General features: G+C 72.7%; 19 protein-coding genes and 1 pseudogene. 12 read left to right on the top strand and 8 right to left on the bottom strand.

Going from position 1 to position 23,570, the window contains the following annotated elements; genetic code table 11:
• A partial coding sequence (gene treY / locus ALMP_RS18085) for a malto-oligosyltrehalose synthase (RefSeq protein WP_264929453.1) occupies positions 1-2,175 on the bottom strand: 2,175 nt, incomplete at its 3' end.
• Between the two features lie 68 nt (positions 2,176-2,243).
• A complete protein-coding gene (gene glgX, locus ALMP_RS18080) occupies positions 2,244-4,361 on the bottom strand; it encodes a glycogen debranching protein GlgX (protein ID WP_264929451.1) in 2,118 nt (705 codons plus the stop codon).
• 191 nt (positions 4,362-4,552) lie between these two features.
• Here glgX and ALMP_RS18075 point away from each other — a divergent pair, with 191 nt between their 5' ends.
• The 4 genes from ALMP_RS18075 (at position 4,553) to ALMP_RS18060 (ending at position 9,164) form a co-directional block, all read left to right on the top strand.
• Entirely contained in the window at positions 4,553-5,401 is an 849-nt protein-coding gene (locus tag ALMP_RS18075) for a Tat pathway signal sequence domain protein (RefSeq protein WP_264929448.1), read from the top strand.
• Positions 5,402-5,482: 81 nt separating this feature from the next.
• Positions 5,483-6,829 carry a copper amine oxidase gene (locus tag ALMP_RS18070; protein WP_264929446.1) on the top strand — a complete coding sequence of 449 codons (1,347 nt, stop codon included), beginning with the start codon at positions 5,483-5,485 and terminating at the stop codon, positions 6,827-6,829.
• Between the two features lie 102 nt (positions 6,830-6,931).
• Positions 6,932-8,170 carry an SAV2148 family HEPN domain-containing protein gene (locus ALMP_RS18065; RefSeq protein ID WP_264929444.1) on the top strand — a complete coding sequence of 413 codons (1,239 nt, stop codon included), beginning with the start codon at positions 6,932-6,934 and terminating at the stop codon, positions 8,168-8,170.
• A gap of 268 nt (positions 8,171-8,438) precedes the next feature.
• Positions 8,439-9,164, top strand: a complete 726-nt coding sequence (locus tag ALMP_RS18060; protein WP_264929442.1) for a 3'-5' exonuclease — start codon at positions 8,439-8,441, stop codon at positions 9,162-9,164.
• Positions 9,165-9,171: 7 nt separating this feature from the next.
• Here the strand turns inward: ALMP_RS18060 and ALMP_RS18055 are convergent, their stop codons facing one another.
• A complete protein-coding gene (locus ALMP_RS18055) occupies positions 9,172-10,035 on the bottom strand; it encodes a phosphotransferase enzyme family protein (protein ID WP_264929440.1) in 864 nt (287 codons plus the stop codon).
• 186 nt (positions 10,036-10,221) lie between these two features.
• Between ALMP_RS18055 and ALMP_RS18050 the strand changes: the two genes are divergently transcribed.
• The 4 genes and pseudogenes from ALMP_RS18050 to mgt all read left to right on the top strand — a co-directional run bounded on the left by ALMP_RS18050 (position 10,222) and on the right by mgt (position 14,740).
• Positions 10,222-11,154, top strand: coding sequence for a carbohydrate ABC transporter permease (locus ALMP_RS18050; RefSeq protein WP_375803500.1), 933 nt, complete (start codon positions 10,222-10,224; stop codon positions 11,152-11,154).
• On the top strand, positions 11,151-11,984 hold the full coding sequence (locus ALMP_RS18045; RefSeq protein ID WP_264929437.1) for a carbohydrate ABC transporter permease: 834 nt from the start codon (positions 11,151-11,153) through the stop codon (positions 11,982-11,984). Before ALMP_RS18050 ends, ALMP_RS18045 begins: the two co-directional genes overlap by 4 nt.
• Positions 11,984-13,264 carry an ABC transporter substrate-binding protein gene (locus ALMP_RS18040; RefSeq protein ID WP_264929436.1) on the top strand — a complete coding sequence of 427 codons (1,281 nt, stop codon included), beginning with the start codon at positions 11,984-11,986 and terminating at the stop codon, positions 13,262-13,264. The genes ALMP_RS18045 and ALMP_RS18040 overlap by 1 nt, the downstream gene beginning before the upstream one ends.
• A gap of 230 nt (positions 13,265-13,494) precedes the next feature.
• Positions 13,495-14,740 (top strand): annotated as a pseudogene (gene mgt / locus ALMP_RS18035) (macrolide-inactivating glycosyltransferase).
• A 54-nt stretch (positions 14,741-14,794) separates the two neighbouring features.
• Here mgt and ALMP_RS18030 read toward each other — a convergent pair.
• Positions 14,795-17,059, bottom strand: a complete 2,265-nt coding sequence (locus tag ALMP_RS18030; protein WP_264929435.1) for an MMPL family transporter — start codon at positions 17,057-17,059, stop codon at positions 14,795-14,797.
• A 242-nt stretch (positions 17,060-17,301) separates the two neighbouring features.
• Between ALMP_RS18030 and ALMP_RS18025 the strand changes: the two genes are divergently transcribed.
• A complete protein-coding gene (locus ALMP_RS18025) occupies positions 17,302-17,850 on the top strand; it encodes a DUF1697 domain-containing protein (RefSeq protein ID WP_264929433.1) in 549 nt (182 codons plus the stop codon).
• On the opposite strand, the gene ALMP_RS44165 is transcribed toward ALMP_RS18025, so the two are convergent.
• The gene (locus tag ALMP_RS44165) at positions 17,822-18,208 is read right to left on the bottom strand and encodes an aldo/keto reductase (protein WP_309299495.1); all 387 of its coding nucleotides are present in this window, start codon (positions 18,206-18,208) and stop codon (positions 17,822-17,824) included. The genes ALMP_RS18025 and ALMP_RS44165 overlap by 29 nt on opposite strands.
• A gap of 75 nt (positions 18,209-18,283) precedes the next feature.
• On the opposite strand from ALMP_RS44165, the gene ALMP_RS18015 reads away from it, so the two are divergent.
• The gene (locus tag ALMP_RS18015) at positions 18,284-19,306 is read left to right on the top strand and encodes a ketopantoate reductase family protein (protein ID WP_264929430.1); all 1,023 of its coding nucleotides are present in this window, start codon (positions 18,284-18,286) and stop codon (positions 19,304-19,306) included.
• A 25-nt stretch (positions 19,307-19,331) separates the two neighbouring features.
• On the top strand, positions 19,332-19,928 hold the full coding sequence (locus ALMP_RS18010) for a TIGR03086 family metal-binding protein (protein ID WP_264929428.1): 597 nt from the start codon (positions 19,332-19,334) through the stop codon (positions 19,926-19,928).
• An 85-nt stretch (positions 19,929-20,013) separates the two neighbouring features.
• Here ALMP_RS18010 and ALMP_RS18005 read toward each other — a convergent pair whose 3' ends face one another.
• A complete protein-coding gene (locus ALMP_RS18005) occupies positions 20,014-21,279 on the bottom strand; it encodes an MFS transporter (RefSeq protein ID WP_264929426.1) in 1,266 nt (421 codons plus the stop codon).
• Positions 21,280-21,336: 57 nt separating this feature from the next.
• Here ALMP_RS18005 and ALMP_RS18000 point away from each other — a divergent pair, with 57 nt between their 5' ends.
• Positions 21,337-22,320, top strand: a complete 984-nt coding sequence (locus tag ALMP_RS18000) for a helix-turn-helix domain-containing protein (protein WP_264929424.1) — start codon at positions 21,337-21,339, stop codon at positions 22,318-22,320.
• 15 nt (positions 22,321-22,335) lie between these two features.
• On the opposite strand, the gene ALMP_RS17995 is transcribed toward ALMP_RS18000, so the two are convergent.
• Together ALMP_RS17995 and ALMP_RS17990 are read right to left on the bottom strand one after the other, a co-directional pair.
• Positions 22,336-22,701 carry a hypothetical protein gene (locus tag ALMP_RS17995; RefSeq protein WP_264929422.1) on the bottom strand — a complete coding sequence of 122 codons (366 nt, stop codon included), beginning with the start codon at positions 22,699-22,701 and terminating at the stop codon, positions 22,336-22,338.
• A gap of 49 nt (positions 22,702-22,750) precedes the next feature.
• A complete protein-coding gene (locus tag ALMP_RS17990) occupies positions 22,751-23,491 on the bottom strand; it encodes a sirohydrochlorin chelatase (protein WP_264929420.1) in 741 nt (246 codons plus the stop codon).
• Positions 23,492-23,570: the final 79 nt, after the last annotated feature.

Raw genomic sequence — 23,570 nt, 5'->3', positions numbered from 1 at the left:
GGCCACGGCCGTGACCGCCTCGCCGGACCGCACGAAGGCCAGGCAGTGCTCGGCCGCGAGCCCCTCGGCGGCCAGCGGCGCGTACGTCGCCGACTCCCCGAAGACCTCCGGACGCCGACGGCGCAGCCGCAGGGCCGCCGCGGTCACCTCGGCCTTGGCACCGGGGTGCTCCGGCGGGAAGCGCACCGGGCGCCGGTTGTCCGGGTCCACCAGCGCCCGGTAGTCGTCCTCCGAGCCCTGGTAGACGTCCGGCACCCCCGGCATCGTCAGATGCACCAGCGCCGCGCCCAGCACGTTCGCCCGGATGTGCGGCTCCAGGGCCTCGCGCAGCGCGGCCACCCGCTCGCCCGGCACCCCGCCCGGCCCCGCCGCCACGAACGCGGCCACCGCCTCCTCGTACGGCGGCTCCTGCTCCGTCCAGCTCGTGTACAGGCCCGCCTCCCGCACATGCTTCAGCAGCGCCGCCCCGACGCGCTCCGCGTCCGCCGGGCCGAGCCCGAACACCGTCTGCCAGGCCGCCCACGCCACCTGACCGTCCGGCACGGTGCCCTCGGCGTGCGTCGCCTGCTCCAGCACCTCCGCCCAGCGCTGCGGGCACTCGGTGAGCACCGCCAGCGCCGCCCGGACATCGGCGCTGCGCTTGGTGTCGTGCGTCGACAGGACCGTCCCGGTGAGCGGCCAGTCGCGCTGCACGCGCGCGCAGTACGCGTGGAACGCGGCCGGGGACACCCCTTGGCGGCCCGGGTCGCCACCCACCTCGTTGGCCGACAGCAGCGGCACGTACCGGTAGAACGCCGTGTCCTCCACCGACTTCGCGCGCAGCGCCGACGCCGTCTGCGCGAACCGGGTCCGGAACTCCACCGCCGCCGGCCCCGCGCCCCGCCCCAGCACCAGCCCGCGCACCACGTCGACCGCCCCCGCCTCCTCGGGCACCACGAACGCCCGCCGGGCCTCCTCGGCCGCCTCCTCGGTGACCACGGCGCCCGCGTCGCCCGAGGAGTACGGCCGGTACACCTCCATCCGCACCAGCAGCTCCTCCAGCGCCGTGCGCAGCGCCCAGGGCGCCCGGTCGCGCAGCGCCGGGTCCGGCGAGCCGGCGCACACCCGGACCGCCGCCCGGGTCAGCCGGTCGAGTTCGGCGGCCAGCTCGTGCGAGAGCACCGCGTACGCCGCCCGCCGCACGGTCGCCGCCCAGTCACCGCCCCGGTCCGTCTGCGGGGCCGCGAAGCGCCGGTACAGCGCGAGCAGCTCCACGGCGCCCTCCGGGTCGGTGAAGACCCCGTCGACCTGGCGCAGGGCGTCGTAGCCGGTGGTGCCGGCGACCGGCCAGGACGGCGGGAGGTGCTCCCCGTCCGCGAGGATCTTCTCGACGACCGTCCAGCGGCCCCCGGTGGCCTCGTGCAGCCGTGCCAGATACGCGTCCGGGTCGGCGAGGCCGTCCGGGTGGTCGACGCGCAGCCCGTCGATCACGCCCTCGCGCAGCAGCCGCAGGATCGTCGCGTGGGTCGCCTCGAACACCTCGGGGTCCTCCACCCGCACCCCGATCAGCTCGGAGATGCTGAAGAACCGCCGGTAGTTCAGCTCGGTGCGGGCCAGCCGCCACCACACGGGCCGGTACCACTGCGCGTCCAGCAGCTGCGGCAGCGGCAGGTCCTCGGTGCCCTCGCGCAGCGGGAAGACGTGGTCGTGGTAGCGCAGCACGTCCCCGTCGGCCCGCAGCCGGCCGATCTCGTCCCCGAGAGGCCCGCCGAGCACGGGCAGCAGCACCTGGCCGTCCTGTGCCTCCCAGTCGATGTCGAACCAGCGCGCGTACGGCGACTTCGGGCCCTCCCGCAGCACCTCCCACAGGGCACGGTTGTGGCGCGGCACCATCGCCATGTGGTTCGGGACGATGTCCACCACCAGCCCGAGCCCGTGCTCCCGCGCGGTGCGCGCCAGCGCCCGCAGCCCCTCCTCGCCGCCCAGCTCCGCCCGCACGCGCGCGTGGTCGACCACGTCGTAGCCGTGCCCGGAGCCCGGCACGGCCTCCAGGACGGGCGACAGATGCAGATGCGACACCCCGAGCGAGGCCACGTACGGCACGGCGGCCGCCGCGGCGCCGAACGGGAACCCGGGCTGGAGCTGGAGCCGGTAGGTGGCCGTGGGCACGAGGGGGGCGGGGCGCACAGAGGTCATGCAGACCTACGTACCCGCCCCGCCCCCGTTCGTCTCATCACGCCCTCCGGGCGGAGGGACGCGCGACGCTACGCCGGCCGCTGGAGCACCGTCATGCTGCGGTCGACCAGGGTCAGCCGGTCCCCGGCCGCGACCTTCGCGCCCGCCCCGCGCGCGACCGGCTCCGGGTCCGCGGTGTCGACGACGACCTGCCACTGCCGCCCGTGGTCGACCGGCACCACGAACTCCAGGGGTCGCGGGGAGGCGTTGAACATCAGCAGGAAGGAGTCGTCGGTGATCCGCTCCCCGCGCGGGCCGGGCTCGGAGATCGCGTTGCCGTTCAGGAACACCGTCAGCGCCGACGCCTGGGCCGAGTTCCAGTCCCGCTGGGTCATCTCCTTGCCCTGGGGCGTGAACCAGGCGATGTCCGACAGCTCGTCGTGGGTGCCCTCCACGGGCCGGCCGTGGAAGAAGCGGCGCCGCCGGAAGACCGGGTGGTCCCTGCGCAGCCGCACGATCGCGCGCGTGAAGTCGAGCAGCTCACGGCTGTCGCTCTCGGCGTCCGGCCACTCCACCCAGGACAGCTCGCTGTCCTGGCAGTAGGCGTTGTTGTTGCCGCGCTGGGTGCGCGCCACCTCGTCGCCGTGGCTGATCATCGGCACGCCCTGGGAGAGCATCAGCGTGGCGAGGAAGTTCCGCATCTGCCGGCCGCGCAGCCGGAGGACGTCCGGATCGTCGGTCTCGCCCTCCACCCCGCAGTTCCAGGACCGGTTGTGGCTCTCGCCGTCCCGGTTGTCCTCGCCGTTGGCCTCGTTGTGCTTGTGGTCGTAGGAGACCAGGTCGCGCAGGGTGAACCCGTCGTGGCAGGTCACGAAGTTGATCGAGGCCAGTGGGCGGCGTCCGTCGTCCTGGTACAGGTCGGACGAGCCGGTCAGCCGGGAGGCGAACTCCGCGAGCGCGCGCGGCTCGCCCCGCCACAGGTCCCGTACGGTGTCGCGGTACTTGCCGTTCCACTCGGTCCACAGCGGCGGGAAGTTGCCCACCTGATAGCCGCCCTCGCCCACGTCCCACGGTTCGGCGATCAGCTTCACCTGGGAGACGACCGGGTCCTGCTGCACCAGGTCGAAGAACGACGACAGCCGGTCCACCTCGTGGAACTGACGGGCCAGGGTCGCCGCGAGGTCGAAGCGGAACCCGTCGACGTGCATCTCGGTGACCCAGTACCGCAGCGAGTCCATGATCATCTGGAGGACGTGCGGGGACCGCATGAGCAGCGAGTTCCCGGTGCCCGTGGTGTCCATGTAGTACCGCGGGTCCTCGGTCAGCCGGTAGTACTGCGGGTTGTCGATGCCCCGGAAGGACAGCGTCGGACCCAGGTGGTTGCCTTCGGCGGTGTGGTTGTAGACCACGTCGAGGATCACCTCGATGCCCGCCTCGTGCAGCGCCCGCACCGCCGACTTGAACTCCAGGACCTGCTGCCCGCGGTCGCCCCAGGAGGCGTAGGCGTTGTGCGGGGCGAAGAAGCCGATCGTGTTGTAGCCCCAGTAGTTGCTCAGGCCCATGTCGACCAGCCGGTGGTCGTTGACGAACTGGTGTACGGGCATCAGTTCGAGCGCCGTGACGCCCAGTTCGGTGAGGTGTTCGATGATCGCCGGGTGGGCGAGGGCCGCGTAGGTGCCGCGCAGCTCCTCCGGCAGCCCCGGATGGCGCATCGTCAGGCCCTTCACATGGGCCTCGTAGATCACCGTGTGGTGGTACTCAGTGCGTGGGCGCCGGTCGTCGCCCCAGTCGAAGTACGGGTTGACCACGACCGACGTCATCGTGTGCGGCGCCGAGTCGAGGTCGTTGCGCCGCTCGGGTGAGCCGAAGTGGTAGCCGTACACCTCCTCGCCCCATCGGATCGAGCCGCTGATCGCCTTCGCGTACGGGTCGAGCAGCAGCTTCGCCGAGTTGCAGCGCAGACCGCGTTCGGGTGCGTAGGGGCCGTGCACGCGGAAGCCGTAGCGCTGCCCGGGCATGATGCCCGGCACGTACGCGTGCCGCACGAACGCGTCGCTCTCGCGCAGTTCCACCGCCGTCTCCGAGCCGTCGTCGTGCAGCAGACACAGCTCTACTCGGTCCGCGGCCTCCGAGAAGACCGCGAAATTCGTGCCGGCGCCGTCGTACGTGGCGCCGAGTGGATATGCCTCTCCAGGCCAGACCTGCATGGATACGACTCTTCCAGGTGTGCCGTCCCGGCGGGGACGCCTTGGCATCGAGTCTCCCGGAAAGTGAGGGAACCACCTGCGACTTACATCCCTCTTACCCAGCGACCAGCGCATACGCCCGGGCAGGGCGCATGCCGAACCAGTGGGGCAGACACGTACTCCCGGGGACACAGGGGGAGTAGGGGGAAGATGTGCGCACGACAGTGCGCCGCCACCTGGGCAAGGTGGTGGCAGGAGCGGCCATCGCGGTCACCGCGACGGCCGCGATGATCGCGGTCACCCTTCCGGGCACGGCGGGAGCCGACGCCGGTGGCGAACGGGCCGCCGGGCAGACCGCGGGAGAGGGGACGGGCGGCCGGACGCAGACCGGACAGGACGCGAGCGGACAGCAGGGCGGCGCCGCCGCCGTGCCGCCCGGGGTCGTCCAGGAGGCCCCGGCGGAGGGCGCGAAGGGCCAGGGCCGCGACCCGCTCACCGACGACGAGATCGCCCGGGTCCGGACCATCGCGCTGAACCGGCAGCTGTTCAACGCCGGGGAGGACGTCGACGGCGACCGCGGCCCGCAGAGCCTCGGCGTGGACCTCGCCGAGCCACAGACGGACGAGGTCGACGACCCGGACGCGCCCAGGCGCGCCGAAGTGACCTTCTACGACTACAAGGACGACACACTCGTCGTCAGGACCGTCAACCTCGACACCGGCAAGATCGAGGGCACGGCCAGCCGGCAGGGCGTCCAGCCGCCGCTGAGCGCCGCCGAGGAGACCGAGGCGGCCCGGCTGCTGATCGCCGACCGGCTAGGCGCCGGCCTGAAGGCGGACTACAAGGACGCCACCGGCAACCAACTCACCTCGCCCGACCAGCTGGTCCTCGCGAGCATGGTCTACCGCGCGGCGCCGGGCGCCCAGCCCGCCGCCCTCGACGCGTGCGGGGTCCACCGCTGCGCGCGGCTGCTGATCAAGGTCAAGAACGGGCCGTGGATCGACACCCGGTCCCTGGTCGTCGACCTCAGTGCCCGCAAGGTGGCCCGGCTCGAACGCTGAGCCGTCGGCCCCGGGCCCTCAGTCCATTCGGTTCTCCAACCCACCCGTCCCGTGTCAGGACGCACAGGGAGTCATGTCCTCATGCACGCACAGCGCTCGATCAGCGGCCTCGCGCCGCGGAGAATGACCCGTGCCCGCCGCACGGCGGCCGTCGGCCTCGCCGTGGCCGCGCTGGCCGCCGGCGCGACGACCGGCGCCGGCCCGGCCACCGCCCAGACCAAGGCGGCCCCCGCCGCGGCCGCCGACTGCAGCGCCGCCTACCGCATCGAGCAGAAGCTCGCCTCCGGCACCACCTGGCGGATGTGCTGGCGCTTCGAGTCCAAGTCCGGTCTCGTCCTGGAGAAGGTCTCCTACCAGCCGCCCGGCGAGACCAAGCCGATCCGCGTCCTCAACAGCGCCAAGCTCGCCCAGATCCACGTCCCCTACGACGACGGGAAGGAGGAGTACAACGACATCACCGACTACGACTTCGGTTCCGGCATGGTGGACCTGGCCCCGGCCGAGTGCCCCGGCGGCACCATCAGGACGGTCCGCGTCCCGGAACCCAGCTACGCCGAGTCCTCGAACGTCAAGGGCCTGTGCACCACCACCCGCGCCCGCGGCCACGCGTACCGGATGCAGTCCGACGAGGCCAAGGTCTACCAGGCCCAGGGCAAGGACCTGCTCCTCTACACCGTCAACAAGGTCGGCTGGTACGAGTACATCACCGAATGGCGCTTCTCCGACGACGGCACGGTCAACATGAACGTCGGCGCCACGGGCAGCCTCTCGCCCTTCGACTACGACGCCGGTGACGGCCGCGGCTGGCCCATCGGCAAGGGCGCCAAGGGCTACGCCACCAGCCACAACCACAACGTCTTCTGGCGGCTCGACTTCGGCCTCGACGGCTCCTCCGCGACCAAGGTCGAGCAGTACGACTCCGTGGTCAGCCCGCCCGCCGCCGGCCGCCCGCGCCCGACCAACAAGACCACCCGTACCGTCGTCACCAAGGAACTCGCCGGTGACGCGAAGAACATGCGCTGGTGGCGCGTGGTCAGCGGGGTCGGCAAGAACAAGGACGGCCACCCGCGTTCCTACGAGATCGTCCCCGGTGCCAGCGCCACCTACGCGGGGCGTCCCTTCACCCGGCACGACATCTACTTCACGCAGTACAACCAGTGCGAGCAGTACGCGAGCAACAACGTCCGCATCTGCGGCAGCCCGCGGCACGGCTCGTCCGTGGACGCGTGGGTGAACGGGCAGACCCTCACCCACCCCGTGGCCTGGGTGAACGTCGGCTTCCACCACGTCGCGCGCGACGAGGACCAGCAGCCCATGCCGGTCCACTGGCAGGGCTTCTCGATCGCCCCGCGGGACGTCACCGCTATGAATCCGCTCACTCCGCCGGCCCTCAGCGGCGAGAACGGCCGCCCGCCCACCGACAGTTGAGAAACGACCTGCCCATCCGGCTGCACCGCCCACCGCTCCCGGAGTACCCTTCCTTGATCGTTGGGACGGGGAGTGCTCGGGGGAGCGGAAGGCGGTGCTTGGGTGGGCTCGGGAGGGCTGGAACTGCCCCCTGGTGACGAGGGTCACGAGGGAGGCTCCTCCACAGACGTCCCGCCCGGCACGGTGTCCCTGGCCCGGCCGATGGAGGGCGCCATCGGTCCGGAGCTGGACTGGGACGCCGACGCCTGGCGCGAGGTGCGCACCCGCGCCCAGCGGGCCGGCCGGGCCTACATCTGGCTGAACCTCGTCGAGCAGCGGCTGCGCGCCGTGGTGGCCGCCGTGCTGCGGCCCATCTACGAACCCGTCCACGGCGACGACTGGGTGGTCGCCGCGGCAGGCCCCGCCGGACAGGAGTGGGTGCAGCGCGCGGTCGCCGTCCGCGAGGTCAGCCGCCGCAAGGGGTACTTGCTGGACCCGGCCGACGACAACGTGATCTCTTTCCTCACCCTGCCGCAGCTGCGCGAGCTGATGGTGCAGCACTGGCCGTGCTTCGAGCCGTACTTCGACGACCGCCGCGACGTGGAACTCGCCCTGGACGAGCTGGAGGTGACGCGCAACGTCGTCTCCCGCAACCGGGCGCTGTCCGAGACCGTCCTGAACCAGGCCGAACGCGCCTCCGCGCGGCTGCTGGAGATGCTCGGCACGGGCGGCGACGTGCCGTCCGCGCGCCGGCTGCCCGTCGACGCGGTCGAGGACCTCGTCGGCGACCGGTACGCGGACGTGGTCGCCGTCCACCCCGACCGGGTGCGGCTGCTGCGCCAGTTCCCCGCCGAGGACATCTTCGACGGCGCCCGCCGGCTCGACGCCATCGGCATCGGCCTGAACCTGCTCGTGCAGAACTTCTCCGGCCGGCGGCTGGTCCGCCTCGCCGAGGCGGGCGCCCGGGTGCGGCTGCTGTTCCTCAACCCGGCCTCCAGCGCCGTCAAGCGCCGCGAGCGCGAACTCGGCATGAAGCGCGGCGAGTTGAGCCGTTCGGTGGAGATGAACATCCTGCACATGCGCCGGGTCCGCTCCCGGCTGCGCGACCCGGGCGCCTTCCAGATCCAGGTGTACGACGAGACGCCCCGCTTCACCGCCTACCTGGTCGACGGCGACGGCACCGACGGCATCGCGGTCGTCCAGTCCTATCTGCGGCGCATGCGCGGCATGGAGGCACCGGTGCTGGTGCTGCGCAACGGCAACCGGGTGGTGAAGTCGGGCGAGGTCGACGAGGGCGGACTGTTCGCGGCCTACCGTGAGGAGTTCGAACTGGCCTGGGTCGATTCGCGCCCTGTGTCCTGAAGTGTCCGGTCTTTCCCGGGTGATGGCCCGCGCCGTCACCGCCCTCGGGTGGCGGCCTGCGCGGCGGGCGACCGGTCACCCGTGCTCGGCGGACCGCTGAGCGCAACGCGGCCGACCGGTCACCTGTGCTCGGCGGGCCGCTGAGCGGAACACGGCCCGGTCACCCGTGCTCGGCGGACCGCTGAGCGGAACGCGATCCTCTGATTGTCAGTGGCGCATGCGAAGGTGGAGACCACTGGGGGAAGCACCACCAAGAAGGGGGGCCACCATGGCCTGGCACCGCGAGCTGCTCATCGGCTTCGACCTGGAGACGACCGGGACGGACCCGCGCGAGGCGCGCATCGTCACGGCGGCCGTGATCGAGGTCAGGGACGGTCAGCCGCTCGGACGCCGGGAGTGGCTGGCGGACCCGGGCGTGGAGATCCCGGCCGACGCGGTCGCGGTGCACGGGATCAGCAACGAGCGGGCGGCGTCCGAGGGCCGCCCCGCCGACCAGGTCGCGGAGGCCATCGCCGACGTCCTCGTGACCTACTGGCGGACAGGCGTACCGGTGGTCGCCTACAACGCCGCCTTCGACCTCACGCTGCTCTCCGCCGAACTGCGCCGCCACAACCTGCCCTCGCTGCGTGAGCGGCTCGGCGGCATCGACCCGGCCCCGGTCGTCGACCCGTACACCATCGACCGCTGGGCCGACCGCTACCGCCGCGGCAAGCGCAACCTCGAAGCGGTCTGCGCCGAGTACGGCATCGCCCTCGACTCCGCGCACGACGCCTGCGCCGACGCCCTCGCCGCGGCCCGCCTGGCCTGCGCGATAGCCGAGCGTCACCCGAAGGTCGCCGCCCTGGGCCTCGCGGAGCTGCACCGCCGCCAGATCGAGTGGTACGCCGCGTGGGCGGCGGACTTCCAGAGCTTCCTGCGCCGCAAGGGCGATGCGGAGGCGGTGGTGGACGGCACCTGGCCGCTGCGGGAGCTCGCGGACAGACCCCGCGTGTAGCGCGCGGTCAGAAGGGATACCAGCGCACCGCCTCGTCCCCGTCCCGCAGCGACGCCACCCGGCGCTCGAACTCCGCCCGGGCCTTGGGGTTGGCGGGCGCGTGCTGGGCCACCCAGGCGCAGCTCGCCGTCTCCCGGGCGCCGCGCAGCACCCCGCAGCCCGCCCACTGGCGCACGTCCCAGCCGTACGCCTCGGTGAAGGAGTCATAGGCCTCGGCGGGCAGACCGTAGCGGTCCCGGGAGAGCGCCATCACCACCAGGTCGTGCTCGCGCAGGTCGGCGGAGAAGGTCTCCAGGTCGACCAGGACCGGGCCGTCCGGGCCGACATGGACGTTACGAGGCAGCGCGTCGCCGTGGATCGGGCCGGGCGGCAGGTGCGGGGTGAGCGCGGCGGCGGCCGCCGCGAAGCCGTCGCGCCGCTCGCGCAGATACGCCGCGTCCGCCGGGTCGATCGCGTCGCCCGCGAGCCGCAGCCAGCGCTCCACGCCGGCCAGCAGGTCGCGGGGCGGCAGAGCGAACGAGGGGGAGGGAAGGGTGTGCACGACGCGCAGCAGTTCGGCCAGATCGCGCGGTTCGGCGGGCCGCACCGCCTCGGGCAGCCGGTGCCACACCGTCACCGGGTGCCCCTCCACCAGCAGGGCCTTCGGCTCGGCCGCCCGCACCGCCGGGATGCCCGCCTCGGCCAGCCAGGCCGCGATGTCCAGCTCGCGCCGGGCCCGCTCCAGGAGTTCGGCGTCGCGCCCCACCTTCACCACCAGGTCCCCGGCCGCGAACACCGCGTTCTCGCCCAGGGCGAGGAGCCGCGCGTCCCGCGCCGGGCCGGGCAGCACCCCTGCCGTGGCCAGTACGTCCCGCGCCCGTGCCTCGTCCATCGTCCGCCTCCGTGTTCTCGTCCGCCGGATCCCCGAAGGATGGCGTCGGGATCCGGCCATGTGACGGCCAGTCTCGCATTCGTACAGGTCGGACCGTGTGCGTGGTGCCTTGACGGGCTTTCCCGGCTTCACGACCATGGCGGGGCCCGGCACAGCCGCGGGAAGGGGGATCGCTTCGTGTCCGTGCTGACCGAGGGGAGAGGGGCACAGCGCCGTACGGCCGCCAGCACCGGCCCGCCGCCGCGCCGCGCCACCGGCCACGGCGCGTGGTTCCTGGTCCTGCCCGCGCTGCTGCCGATCCTGGTGCTGAGTGTCGGCCCGCTGCTGTACGGCATCCTGCTGGCGTTCACCGACGCCCAGTCGGGCCGGACCGAGCCCACCGAGTGGATCGGCGGGCTCAACTTCCAGGACCTGTGGCAGGACACGCTGTTCTGGGAGTCGTTCCGCGTCGGGCTGGTGTGGGCGGTGGGGGTGACCGTCCCGCAGTTCCTGCTCGCCCTCGGCCTGGCCCTGCTGCTCGACCAGAGGTTACGGCTGCGCTGGCTGGCCCGCGCGCTCGCGATCATCCCCTGGGCGATGCCGGAGGTGGTGGTCGGCATCATGTGGCGGCTGGTCTACGCCCCGGACGCCGGCGTCCTCAACGAGACCCTGCGCGACCTCGGTCTGGGCGACGGGCGGGACTGGCTCGGCGGCCTCGCCACCGCACTGCCCGCCGTGATCGTCGTCGGTGTGTGGGCGGGCATGCCGCAGACGACCGTCGCTCTGCTCGCCGGCCTGCAGAACACCCCGCGTGAACTGCACGAGGCCGCCGCGGTCGACGGCGCGGGCGCCTGGCGCCGCTTCCGCACGGTCACCTGGCCCGCGCTGCGGCCCGTCGCCCTCGCGATCACCGCCCTCAACTTCATCTGGAACTTCAACAGTTTCGCCCTGGTCTACGTCCTGACCAGCGGCGGACCCGGCGGCCGTACCCGGCTGCCGATGCTCTTCGCCTACGAGGAGGCCTTCCGGTACGGGCAGTTCGGGTACGCGGCGGCGATGGGATGCGTGATGGTGGCGGTGATCTCGGTGCTCCTCGCCGTGTTCCTGGTGGGCCGGCTCAGGGCGGGTGACGAGACATGAGGACGTCCGTCCCGGGCCGTGTCGGCCAGTACCTCGCGCTGCTCGCGTATCTGGTCTTCCTCGCCTTCCCCTTCCTCTGGCTGGTCTCCACGGCCTTCAAGTCGCCCCAGGAACTGGGCAGTCTGCACCCGGCCTGGATCCCCGACGACCCCACCCTCGCCAACTTCCGGCAGGCCTTCGACGAACAGCCGCTGCTGCGCGCCGCGGGCAACTCCCTGCTGGCCGCTGTCACCGCCGCGCTGATCGCCGTCCTGATCGCGACGCCACTGGCCTACGTCGTCGCCCGGCGCCGCACGCTCCTCACGCGCGCGGCGAGCGGCTGGGTGGTGATCAGCCAGGCCTTCCCGCTGGTGCTGGTGATCATCCCGCTGTTCCTGGTGCTGAAGAACCTGCGGCTGATCAACTCGCTGGGCGGGCTGGTCCTGGTGTACGTGGTGTGGGCGCTGCCGTTCGCGCTGTGGATGCTCGTCGGATACGTGCGGGCGGTGCCCGTGGAACTGGAGGAGGCCGCGGCGGTGGACGGGGCGGGGCGCCTGCGGACGCTGGTGTCGGTGACCGCGCCGCTGCTCGCGCCGGGGCTGGTGGCGACCGGACTGTTCGCGTTCATCACCGCGTGGAACGAGTTCTTCTTCGCGCTGGTGCTGCTGAAGACGCCGGAGAAGCAGACCCTGCCGGTCGTCCTCACCCACTTCATCGGCGCGGAGGGCGTCGCCGACCTCGGCCCGCTGGCGGCGGCCGCCTTCCTCGCCACGCTTCCCTCACTGGTCGTCTTCGCGCTCATCCAGCGACGGATCACCAGCGGCATGCTCGCCGGGGCGGTGAAGAGCTGATGCGCACCAGATGGACCGTGCTGCTCGTGCTGACCCTGCTGCTCGCCGGCTGCACGGGCGGCGGCAGCGACTCCGGCCCGGGCCCGGTCACCCTGCGCTACCAGTCCCTGGCCTGGCAGGAGGAGTCCGTCGAGGCGAACAAGGAACTGGTGGCCGAGTGGAACGCCACCCATCCCGACATCAGGGTCGAGTACGTCCAGGGCAGTTGGGACAGCATCCACGACCAGCTCCTCACCTCCTTCGAGGGCGGCGAGGCCCCGGACATCATCCATGACGCCTCCGACGACCTCGCCGACTTCGCCTACGGCGGGTATCTCGCCGATCTGACCGACCTGCTGCCCGAGCGGCTGAAGGCGGACATCCCGCGGCGCAGCTGGGACACGACGACCTTCGGCGACGGCATCTACGGCGTGCCCTTCCTCCAGGAGCCGCGCGTCCTGATCGCCAACGCCACCTGGCTGAAGGAGTCGGGCGTGCGCGTCCCGACGCCCGAACGTCCCTGGAGCTGGGCGGAGTTCCGGCAGATCACCCGGCAGCTCAGCGGCGAGGGCAGACACGGCGTCGCCTGGCCGCTGAAGGGCCCCGTCTCCGCCACGCTCAACCTCTCCCTGTCGGCGGGCGGCCGGCTCTTCCACCGGGGCGCGGACGGCAAGGTCACCGTCCGCTTCGAGCCGGGCGACGAGGTCGTGCCCCGCACCGTCCACGACCAGGTCGGCGAGGACCGCAGCGCCCCGGGCTCACTGCTCGGCAGCCGTGGCTCGGACACCCTGCCCGGGTTCTTCGCCGGCCGGTACGCGATGGTCCCGCTCGGCTTCTCCTTCCGCCAGCAGATCGTCCAGCAGGCGCCGAAGGGCTTCGACTGGCAGGTGCTGCCCGCCCCCGCGGGTGCCGACGGGCTCACCCAGGGCGTCAGCCCGCAGACGCTGTCCGTCGCCGAGGACAGCCCGCACAAGAAGGAGGCCGCCGCCTTCATCGACTTCCTGCTCCGGCCGCCCAACATGGTCCGGCTGGCCCTGGGCGACTGGATGCTGCCCACCGGCACGACGGCGCTCACCGACCCCGCCCTGCACACCACCGAGCACGACTGGGCGACCGGCACCGCCCTCGCCGCGCACCTGCGACCGGCGCCCGCGCAGTCGGTCCGCGGCTACCCCGAGTGGAAGGACAAGGTGGCCACCCCGGCGTTCCAGGAGTACTACAGCGGGGCGATCGACCTCGACGAGCTGCGCCACCGCCTGGAAAGAGACGGCAACCTGGTCCTGGCCCGCTACCAGCGCTGACCTGCGGCGCCGGCCCGTTGCCGGCGTCGACCTGCGGCGGCCGGCCCGCCGTCGGCGTCGACCTGCGGCGTTCGTCCGCCGTGCGCGAGTCACCCACCGCGCGTGGGCCGCACGCGGGCCGTATGCCGGTCAGATGTGGACGGTATGCCGACCGCACGCGGGCCGTACGCGGGCCGTACGCGGGCCCTACGCCGACCGCGCGCGGACCGTACGCCGACCCCGCACGGAAATTGAGATTGCACGAGACGTCTCGTCTCGTCTACGGTCGAGGACATGACCACTCCCGCGCACATCGCCATGTTCTCCATCGCCGCCCACGGCCATGTGAACCCCAGCCTGGAGGTGATCCGCGAACTCGTCGCGCGCGGCCACCGGGTCACCTACGCCGTCCCGCCCGTCCTCGCCGACAAGGTCGCCGCGACCGGCGCCGAGGTCAAGCCGTGGGACTCCACGCTCCCCGCCCCCGGCGCCGACCCCTCGGCCTGGGGCACCACCCTCCTCGACCACGTGGAGACCTTCCTGGACGACGCCGTCCAGGCGCTGCCCCAGCTGATCGCGGCCTACGCCGGGGACGAGCCCGACCTCGTCCTGCACGACATCGCCGCCTACCCGGCCCGCGTCCTCGCCCACCGCTGGGGGGTGCCCGCGATCTCCCTCTCGCCCACCTATGTCGCGTGGCGGGGCTACGAGGAGGAGGTCGCCGTGCCGATGTGGGCGGAGCCGAAGAAGACCGAACGCGGCCAGGCCTACTACGCCCGCTTCCACACCTGGCTGGAGGAGAACGGGATCACCCTCCACCCCGACGACTTCTCCGGACGGCCCGACCGTTCCCTGGTCCTCATCCCGAAGGCGCTCCAGCCGAACGCCGACCGGGTCGACGAGAGCGTGTACACGTTCGTCGGCGCCTGTCAGGGCGACCGCACCACCGAGGGCGACTGGACGCGGCCCGCCGGCGCCGAGAAGGTCGTGCTCGTCTCGCTCGGCTCGGCCTTCACCAAACAGCCGGCCTTCTACCGCGCCTGCGTCGAGGCCTTCGCCGGCCTGCCCGGCTGGCACCTCGTGCTCCAGATCGGCGAGCAGGTCGACCCGGCGGAGCTCGGTGAGGTCCCCGACAACGTCGAGGTGCGCTCCTGGGTGCCGCAGCTCGCGATCCTGCGGCAGGCCGACCTGTTCGTCACCCACGCCGGCGCCGGCGGCAGTCAGGAGGGGCTGGCCACGGTCACCCCGATGATCGCCGTACCGCAGGCCGCGGACCAGTTCGGGAACGCGGACGTGCTCCAGTCGCTCGGCGTGGCCCGGCACGTCGCGACGGAGGAGGCGACGGCCGAGACACTGCGGGCGACCGCGCTGGCCCTGGTCGACGACCCGGAGGCGGCCCGCCGGCTGAAGGAGATCCAGGCCGACATGGCCCAGGAGGGCGGCACCCGCAGGGCGGCCGACCTGATCGAGGCCGAACTCGCCGCGCGCCGCGCGTGAGTGAGGGCCCGTCGACTCCCCGGTGGTCGACGGGCCCTCGGTCGTGCGGAGGGTTCAGACCCTCAGCGGCTCACCCTCGTCGTCCCGCGTCGCGGGCGCCTGCTCCTGCGGCGACTCGTCGTGGGTGAGGTCGGGCAGCCGGTGCAGCCACTTCGGCAGGTACCAGTTGCGCTCCCCGAGCAGCGCCATCACCGCCGGGAGCAGCACGCCCCGGATGATCGTCGCGTCGATCAGCACCGCGGCCGCCAGGCCCACGCCCATCTGCTTCATGGACTGCATGGACAGCGTGCCGAAGATCGCGAAGACGGCGACCATGATGACGGCGGCGCTGGTCACGACGCCCGCCGTGGTGACCACGCCGTGCGTGATCGCGTCCTTCGTGGTGCGGCCCCGCATCCGTGCCTCACGGATCCGGGAGACCACGAACACGTGGTAGTCCATCGACAGGCCGAACAGGATCACGAAGAGGAACAGCGGCAGCCAGGTGATGATGGCGCCGACGCCCTCCGCGCCCACCAGGGACGCGCCCCAGCCGTGCTGGAAGACCCCCACGAGGATGCCGTAGGCGGCGCCCACCGACAGCAGGTTCAGCACGATCGAGGTGAGCGCGATCGTCAGCGAGCGGAACGACAGCAGCATCAGCCCGAAGGCGAAGACCACGACGAAGGCGAAGACCGGGACGACGGCTCCGGCGAGCTGGTCGTTGAAGTCCTTCGAACCGGCCACCTGCCCGGTGATCGGCGCCTCGACGCCGTCGACCTTGCCGAGCGTCGCCGGGCGTACCTCGTCGCGCAGCTTGTCCAGGCTCACGCCCGCCTTGTCCAGGTCGGAGCCGCCGACCAGCGGGACGTACACGAAGGCGATGTTCTGCGCGTCGTGCAGCTTGATGTCGACCGGCCCGCGCGAGGCACCCGAACTGATCGCCCGCTCACGGAAGTCGGCGAGCGCGGACTTCACCTCGGGCGCGTTGATGTCGTCCGCCCTGACGACCACCTCGGCCGGGTCGGAACCGCCCGGGAAGGCCTCGTTGAGCCGGTTGTACGTCTGGACGATCGGCAGCGAGTCGCCGAACTCCTGGTCCAGGGTGAGCTGTTGGGTCTTCATACCGAGCGCGGGCGCGGTGATGGCGAGCAGCGCGCCGGCCGCGACGACGACCGAGACGACCGGCCGCGCGAGCACACCCTTGAGCACGGCCGTCCAGAACCGGCTCTCCTGGTTGACCCGCCCGCGGTTGCGGCGGAGCCGGCTGTCGGGGTGCAGGTAGGGGATCTTTCCCTTCTCGACGCGCTCGCCCAGCAGCGACAGCAGCGCGGGCAGCACGGTCACCGAGCCGACCATGGCGACGGCGACCACCATCAGCGAGGCCAGGCCCATCGCCTCGAACTCGGCGAGCCCGGTGAAGAGCATGCCGGCCATCGCCACGCACACCGTGACACCGGAGACGACGATCGCACGGCCACTGGTCGCCGCGGCGATCCGCAGCGCGGTCTGCCCGTCGCGCCCGGCGGCCCGCTCCTCGCGCTCCCGGCGCAGATAGAACAGGCAGTAGTCGACACCGACGGCCAGACCCACCAGCAGCATCACGGAGTTCGCGGTGTCGCTCATCGGCATGACATGGCTGACGACGCCCATCAGGCCCATCGTCGCCATGATCGCGGTGATCGCCAGCAGCACCGGCAGCAGCGCCGCCACCACCGCGCCGAAGGCGATCAGCAGAATGCCGAGGGCCACCGGCACCGCCGAGTACTCGGCCTTCTTGAAGTCGTCCCCGAACGCGTCGTTGAACGTCTTCATCATGCTGGCGCCGCCGATCTCCTCGATCCGCAGCGACGTGTGCTCCTTCTGCACCCCCTCGACGGCCTTCAGGACCGGCTCCACCCGCTCACCCGCGGTGTCGGATTCGCCCCGCATGTCGAACTGCACGAGCGCGCTGCGGCCGTCCTTGGAGATGGACTGCGTGTCGTACGGCGAGGTGACGTCCGTGACCTTGCCGGTGCCCTCGACGGCCGAGACGACCGCCGCGACGGCCTGACGGAACTCGGCGTCCGTGGCCTTCAGCCCGTCGCCCTTCGCCTGGACGAGGACGGTCTCGCTCGCGGGCTCCTCGATCCCGGCGTCCTCGATGATCTTGGCGGCGGTGTGGGTCTCCCCCTTGAGCTGGTCGCTGTCCTTGACGTCGACCCGGCCCGCCGCCGAGCCGGCCCCCATCGCCAGGACGACGAACAGCACCCAGATGCCCACGGCCGCCCATCGGTGCCGGGCGCTCCAGCCGCCGGCCCGCGCGGCGATGCCCCGCACCCGCGAATCTCCGTTCCCCATGACGGGCTTGCCCCCTTGTGTGCGGTGGCGGCCCCCTGCCGCCACCTTTCTCCTTGAAGGTATGGGCCGGATAAAGCCATCTCGTCGTGCTCTCCGGTGAGGTCCCGGCCGCGCGGCTCCTCCCCTCGGACCCCGCCGTCTCACCGTCCAGGAGGACACTGGCCCCTTACATCTATCGGGGGATCTCGGGGACGGTGATCAGGGTGCCGGCCCGGACGCCGGCTCCGCCTTATGGTGTCGGGATGACGACGACGTACGCGGCGCTGCTGCGCGGCATCAACGTGGGCGGCGCCAGGAAGGTCCCGATGGCCGCACTGCGCACCCTCATGGAAGGCCTCGGGTACGGAGGCGTGCGCACCTACCTGCAGAGCGGACAGGCCGTCTTCTCCAGCGACCACGGCGACGAGGCCGGCCTCGCGGAGGAACTCGCGGGGGCGATCGAGAAGCAGTTCGGTTTCCCGGTCGACGTGATCGTGCGCGACCACGCCTATCTGAAGGCGGTCGTCGAGGCCTGCCCCTTCCCGGCCGCCGACCTGGAGGCCAAGCAGCTCCACGTCACCTACTTCTCCGCCCCCGTCACCGCCGAACGCTTCGCCGGGATCGACCGGCCGGCCCACCTCCCCGAGGAGTTCCGCCTCGGCGACCGGGCCCTGTACCTGTACGCCCCCGACGGCCTCGGCCGGTCCAAGCTCGCCGAACAGCTGTCCAGGCCACGCGTCATCAAGGGGCTGATCGCGACGACCCGCAACTGGAACACCGTCGTCAAGCTGGTGGAGATGACGGAAGGCTGACCCGTCCCGACGCGTCCAGCCGGGACATCTCCTCCCGCGACAGCCGTACGGCGGCCGCGTCCAGGTTCTCCTCCAGATGGGCCCGCGGCGGCGAGCTGTTCGACGGTGACGGTGTCCAGACCGATGTGCCGGATCTTGCCCTCGGACCGGCGACCAACAGCCCCCGTGGGTACGGGTGCAGGGCCTCGGTGACCCACTCCTCCGCGAGCGACGGACCGTAGTTGTCGGCGGTGTCGATCAGGGTGACGCCGCGCTCCACCGCCCGCCGCAGCACCGCGAGGGCGTCCTCGGCGGCTCCGCGCGGACCCCGGTAGCCCGGGCCGGTCAGCTGGGCGGTGCCGAAACCGAGACGACGCACCGGCAACTCGCCGCCCACCACGAAGCGTTCCAGCCAAGGGCCGGAGCGTACCCACGTCTGTGCGAGGCTCGTCCCATGCGCTACATCATCATCGGAGCAGGGGCGGTCGGCGGCACGATCGGCGGGCGGCTGGCCGGGGCGGGAGAGGAGGTCGTCCTGGTGGCGCGCGGCGCGCACCACGCGGCGCTCACCCGGGGCGGGCTGCGGCTGCGTGTGCCCGAGGGCGAACTGACGTACCGGCTGCCCGTCGTGGACGGGCCGGACACGCTCGGCACGCTGCGCGCCGACGACGTCCTCGTCCTCGCCGTCAAGACCCAGGACAGCGAGGCCGCCCTCCAGACGTGGGGTCCGGCACCGGTCGAGGGCGGCGGCACGGCGGCCGAGAGGCTGCCGCTGGTGTGCGCGCAGAACGGCGTCGAGAGCCAGCGCCTGGCCCTGCGCCGCTTCCGGCACGTGTACGGCGTCTGCGTGTGGCTGCCCTCCACCCATGTCGAACCCGGAGTCGTCTCCGCCGCCGGCGCCCCGCTCACCGGTGTCCTCCACCTCGGCCGCCACCCGCACGGCACCGACGACACCGCCCGCCGCATCGCCGCCGACCTGGAGAAGGCCCGCTTCGAGGCGCCGGTCGTCGCGGACGTGGCGCGCTGGCAGTACGCCAAGCTGCTGTCCAACCTGGGCAACGCCCTGGAGGCGGTGAGCGGCCCCGTCGACGGTGAGGAGGCCGCCACGCTGCTCGGGAGGGTACGGGCCGAGGGGGAAGCGGTCCTGCGGGCCGCCGGCATCGCGTACGTCAGCGCCGAGGAGCAGAAGGCCGTCCGGGGCGACAAGGTCACCCTGGTCCCGCTCGACGGCGTCCCGCGCGGCGGCGGCTCCTCCTGGCAGTCCCTCAGCCGTGGCGCCGGCACCATCGAGGCCGACTACCTCAACGGCGAGATCGTGCTCCTCGGCCGCCTGCACGGCGTCCCCACCCCGCTGAACGAGCTGCTGCAACGCCTCGCGAACACCTTCGCGCGCGAGCACCGGGCAGCCGGCTCGCTGCCGGTGCGGGACCTGGTCCGGCTGGCCGACGAGGCTGTCGCGTTTGTTCAAGAAGGCTGAGCACGCCCGTCCCTAGCGTGAGGGCATGAAGAACGACGAGACGCACCGGTACATGTCCGAATGTGCCGCCGAGGCGGCGCGCGTCGCGCGCGGCGTCCCGGCGGCCCGGCTGAGCGACCCCACCCACTGCCCGCCATGGGACGTCCGCGCCCTGGTCAACCACTGGGTCCTGTACACCTCCCACGGCCTGGAACACCGCGCCCTGCGCGAGCAGCTCCCCGAGGAGCTGATCGCCCGCGACTTCACCGCCGACCCCGACTGGCCCGCCGCCTACGCCGCCCAGCTCGACCGGGCGGTCGCCGCCTGGGCGGACCCGGCCGCCTGGGAGGGCGAGATCGACCTCGGCCTCGCCGCGCTGCCCGCCGCCGAACTGGCCGCGATGATCGTCAAGGAGATGGCGGTGCACGGCTGGGACGTGGCCGTCTCCACCGGCCAGACCTTCCACCTCTCGGACGGCGCCGCCCGGCTCGCCCTCGACGTCGTCGAACGCCACGCCGACCTCTACCGCCAGTACGAGGGCTTCGCCGAGCCGGTCCCGGTCCCGGCCGACGCGCCGGTGTTCGACCGGGCCCTGGCGGCGAGCGGCCGGGATCCGCGGCTGGCTGCCCGCGCGGACCGCTGAACGACCATGACCGGCCCCGGCCGCGACGTCACAGGGGCCTCGGCCCTCCCGGTCAGAGGCCCCTCGGCCCTCCCGACCCCCGCGGTCAGTCCTCGCCCCGCCACCCGTCCCGCCCCGCCCATCGCACCACCGGTGCGATCGCCAGGCCCGCCACCGCGAAGAGCACCCCGAGGACCGCCCAGCCCGCCGAGCCGTGCCGGATGGCGGTGAGGGTGACCAGGGCCGGGCCGGCCATCATGCCCGCCGACATGCCCGCGCCGAAGACGCCCTGGTAGACGCCGTGGACGCGGGCGTCGGCGAGGGCGTAGCCGAGGGTCCAGCCGCCGGCCGCGGACAGGACCTCGGCGAGGACGTGGACCAGGCCGCCGGCGAGGAGGGCGACGACCGCCCACACCGGGGAGAGGCCGGCGGACAGGGAGTACACGGCGCAGGCGGCGGCGAGCAGCAGCCCGGACAGGCCCATCGCCCGTACCGCGCCGGACACCCGGGAGCAGCGTCGGGCGACCGGCACCTGGAGCAGGGCGACCAGCACACAGTTCACGATCATCAGCAGCGCGGCCGTCCAGCGGGGCGCCTGCGTGCGCTCCACGATCCACAGCGGCAAACCCACCTCGTAGAGCGTGTACTGCACGACCAGCACGGCGTTCAGCACGGTCACCGCCAGGTACGGCAGGTCCCGCACCGCGCGCCAGCGATCGGCGGCCGGGGCGTCGGCGGCGAGGGACACCCGGTCCATGGCGTGCGGGGCCGTCGGGAGGCCGGGGATCATCAGGGCGGGGCCCGCGAACGACAGCGCGTTCAGCACGATCACCGTCATATACGCGCCACGGCTGTCCAGTTGGAGGGCGATCGCGCCGAACGCACCGCCCACGCCCATGGCGACGTTCGTCACCATCCGCAGGTACGCCCGCGCCTCCACCCGGGTCGCCGCGGGCAGCACGTCCGCGTACAGCGCTCCCTGCACCCCGCGCGAGGCCATCTGCAGCCCGGTCGCGCACACCACCGCCAAGAGGAACCCGGCGTACGAGTGGACCAGCACGTACGCGGCCGTCGCCAGCCCGGTGCCCGCCCACAGCAGCGAGGCCACGCGCCGCGACCCCCAACGGTCCGCGGCCCGTCCCGCGGGCACCCCGGCCGCCACACCGACCAGCCCCGCGGCGGTCATCCCGAGCCCCACGGACGTTGCGTCGAGGCCCACGATCCGGGTGAAGTAGAGGACGCCGAGGGGGAAGTAGAGGCCGTTGCCGAAGGAGTTGACGAGGGTGAGGAGCGCGCAGCGGCGCAGCACCGGGTCGGCGGGCAGCAGACCGGAGGCACGGGTGACCGGCTTCGCCGAGGATGTCGTGGTCATGCACAGCAGCCAACCCGGGGGCGGTGCCGTCCCGGCATTGATTTAGCCTGGCACTGAATGATCGAGATCCGCTTCGCCGTCGGCGACCTCGCCACCACCTCCTTCGCGTACTCCCCGCTCCAGGAGGCCGTCTTCTCCCTCCGCTCCCTGCACGACCCGGCCCGCTACCCCCACCACCGGCCCTGGCTGCGCCGCATCCGGCCGCGCCTGGACGCCCTCGACCGCCCGCTGCTCACCGCGCTGGTCGCCCCCTGGCTGTGGGTCCCGGACTTCCTCACCCCGCGCCCCGACCGGGCCCGCCCCTCCTTCGCCGACCAGCTGGACGAGGTCCGGGCCACGCCGCTCGACGTGGTCGTCGCCGACTTCCGCGCCACCTACCGCACCGAGGACGCCCTGCCGCCCGTCGTCGCCCGGGGGCTCGCCGACCCCGCCGCGTTCCTCGCCCGGATCGCCGACGCCCTCGACGCCTACTGGCACACCTGCCTGGCCACGGACTGGTGGCCGCGGGTGCAGACCATCCTGGAGGCCGACCTCGCCCACCGCGGCCGCGTCCTCGCCGAACAGGGCGCGGTCGCGCTGCTGCCCGGCCTGGACCGCCGGCTCACCTGGGCCGGCGGCCGGCTCCTGCTCAACACCCAGGACTTCGTGGTCCAGGCCCCCTGGGCGGACGTCAGCGTCGCCGGGCGCGGCATGGTGCTGCTGCCGACGCTGTTCGCCCGCGGCGCCCAGCCCCTCATCGACCCCTCACGGCCGCCGGTGCTCATGTATCCGGCGCGCGGCCGCGCCACCCTCTCCGAGACACCGCCCCCGGTGACCGACGACGCCCTCGCCCGGCTCCTCGGCCGCCCCCGCGCCCGCCTGCTGCTCCTGCTCGCGGAACCGGCCTCCACCACCGAACTCGCCCACCGCCTCGACGTCACCCCGAGCGCCGTCAGCCAGCACCTGGCCGTGCTCTACGACGCCGGCCTGCTCACCCGCACCCGCACCGGCAGAGCCGTCCGCTACGCCCGCACCCCCCTCGGCGACGAGCTCTGCCGTTAGATGCGGCCACCGGGGCTATGCGCCGAGGTACCGGTGCCTGATGTCCGCCGGTGTGATGAGGAGCCGGCCATCGCGGACCTGCCATTCGGTCGCCCCCTCGACTTCGTGGCGGACGAGGAACAGACCCTGGACGAGGTCCCCGTCGGCGTCCGAGGCGGGGATCCGGGCGATCGCTTCGATCTGGTCGGTGAACCAGTCCAGGGCCGACGCCCGGATGTCGGCACCGTAGAAGACGTAGTGGGTCCAGTTGACGTGCCGGCGGGGCGAGCCCCATCCGTGGGTGTAGTGGTCGTCGTCGTGTGCGGCGATGACCTCCTGGACGGCGGCGAGTTGCTGCCCGTCGCACTCCATCCACCCCCTGACCGACACGTAGCTGCCCACCGCCGTGTCCCCTCTCTCGTCTCCCCCGCGCCGGCCGCCCGCGGACCTGCTAGGCGCCGACCGCCGCCAGCGCAGGCCGGCGGGCCGCGTCGTAGCGTTCCAGCAGGACCCGCGCCACCTCCGGCGCCGGGCCCAGCACATCGGACAGTACGTCGGCCTCGGCCGCGCCGCGCGCGATGCGGTCCGGGAGGAAGCCGGGGGCCAGGACGTACGGTGCGACCGCCACCCGGCGGCAGCCCAGCGCCCTCAGTTCGCGCACCGCGTCCTCGGTGCGCGGCAGCGAAGCGGAGGCGAACGCAGGCCGCACGGCGCACCAACCGGTGTGCCGCCACTCCCGCGCGATTTCAGCGATCACTGCGATCGCCTCCGGGTCGGTGGACCCCGCCGAGGCCAGCACGACCCCGGTCGAGGACTTGTCGGCGGGCGTCAGCCCCGCCTCGTACAGCCGCCGTTCCAGGGCGGACAGCAGCAGCGGGGACGGGCCCAGCACCGCCGCCTGACGGATCCGCAGCCGCCGCGGCGCCTCCCGCAGGACCGCCGGGATGTCCGCCTTCGCGTGGAACGCGCGGGTCAACAGCAGCGGCAGCGCCACGACGTCCCGCACGCCCTCCGCCGCCAGCGACTCCAGCACCCCCTGCACGGAGGGCACATTGAAGTCCAGGAAGCCCGTCTCCACGCGCAGGCCCGGCCGCAACGACCGCACCCGCTCCACGAGGGCATGGACGGTCGCGGCGTGCCGCGGATCGCGGCTGCCGTGGGCGATGACGAGGAGAACGGGACCGCCGTGCACGGGACTCAGCTCTTGACCAGCAGGCCGCGTGCGCGCAGGACGCGTCGTTCGAGGGGGGTGAAGATGAGCAGGTCGATGG

Origin of the sequence: Streptomyces sp. A012304, assembly GCF_026008495.1 — a bacterium.
Taxonomy (GTDB): domain Bacteria; phylum Actinomycetota; class Actinomycetes; order Streptomycetales; family Streptomycetaceae; genus Streptomyces.
The sequence above is the reverse complement of the archived record's forward strand: the minus strand, read 5'-3'. Positions and strand labels throughout refer to the sequence as shown.

What these genes read in the sequence shown, in the direction of transcription:
- glgX (WP_264929451.1), bottom strand. Translation starts at nt 4,361, where the DNA reads ATGCAGGTCTGGCCTGGAGAGGCATATCCACTCGGCGCCACGTACGAC.
- ALMP_RS18070 (WP_264929446.1), top strand. Translation starts at nt 5,483, where the DNA reads ATGCACGCACAGCGCTCGATCAGCGGCCTCGCGCCGCGGAGAATGACC.
- ALMP_RS18060 (WP_264929442.1), top strand. Translation starts at nt 8,439, where the DNA reads ATGGCCTGGCACCGCGAGCTGCTCATCGGCTTCGACCTGGAGACGACC.
- ALMP_RS18055 (WP_264929440.1), bottom strand. Translation starts at nt 10,035, where the DNA reads ATGGACGAGGCACGGGCGCGGGACGTACTGGCCACGGCAGGGGTGCTG.
- ALMP_RS18045 (WP_264929437.1), top strand. Translation starts at nt 11,151, where the DNA reads ATGAGGACGTCCGTCCCGGGCCGTGTCGGCCAGTACCTCGCGCTGCTC.
- ALMP_RS18040 (WP_264929436.1), top strand. Translation starts at nt 11,984, where the DNA reads ATGCGCACCAGATGGACCGTGCTGCTCGTGCTGACCCTGCTGCTCGCC.
- ALMP_RS18030 (WP_264929435.1), bottom strand. Translation starts at nt 17,059, where the DNA reads ATGGGGAACGGAGATTCGCGGGTGCGGGGCATCGCCGCGCGGGCCGGC.
- ALMP_RS18025 (WP_264929433.1), top strand. Translation starts at nt 17,302, where the DNA reads ATGACGACGACGTACGCGGCGCTGCTGCGCGGCATCAACGTGGGCGGC.
- ALMP_RS18015 (WP_264929430.1), top strand. Translation starts at nt 18,284, where the DNA reads ATGCGCTACATCATCATCGGAGCAGGGGCGGTCGGCGGCACGATCGGC.
- ALMP_RS18010 (WP_264929428.1), top strand. Translation starts at nt 19,332, where the DNA reads ATGAAGAACGACGAGACGCACCGGTACATGTCCGAATGTGCCGCCGAG.
- ALMP_RS18005 (WP_264929426.1), bottom strand. Translation starts at nt 21,279, where the DNA reads ATGACCACGACATCCTCGGCGAAGCCGGTCACCCGTGCCTCCGGTCTG.
- ALMP_RS18000 (WP_264929424.1), top strand. Translation starts at nt 21,337, where the DNA reads ATGATCGAGATCCGCTTCGCCGTCGGCGACCTCGCCACCACCTCCTTC.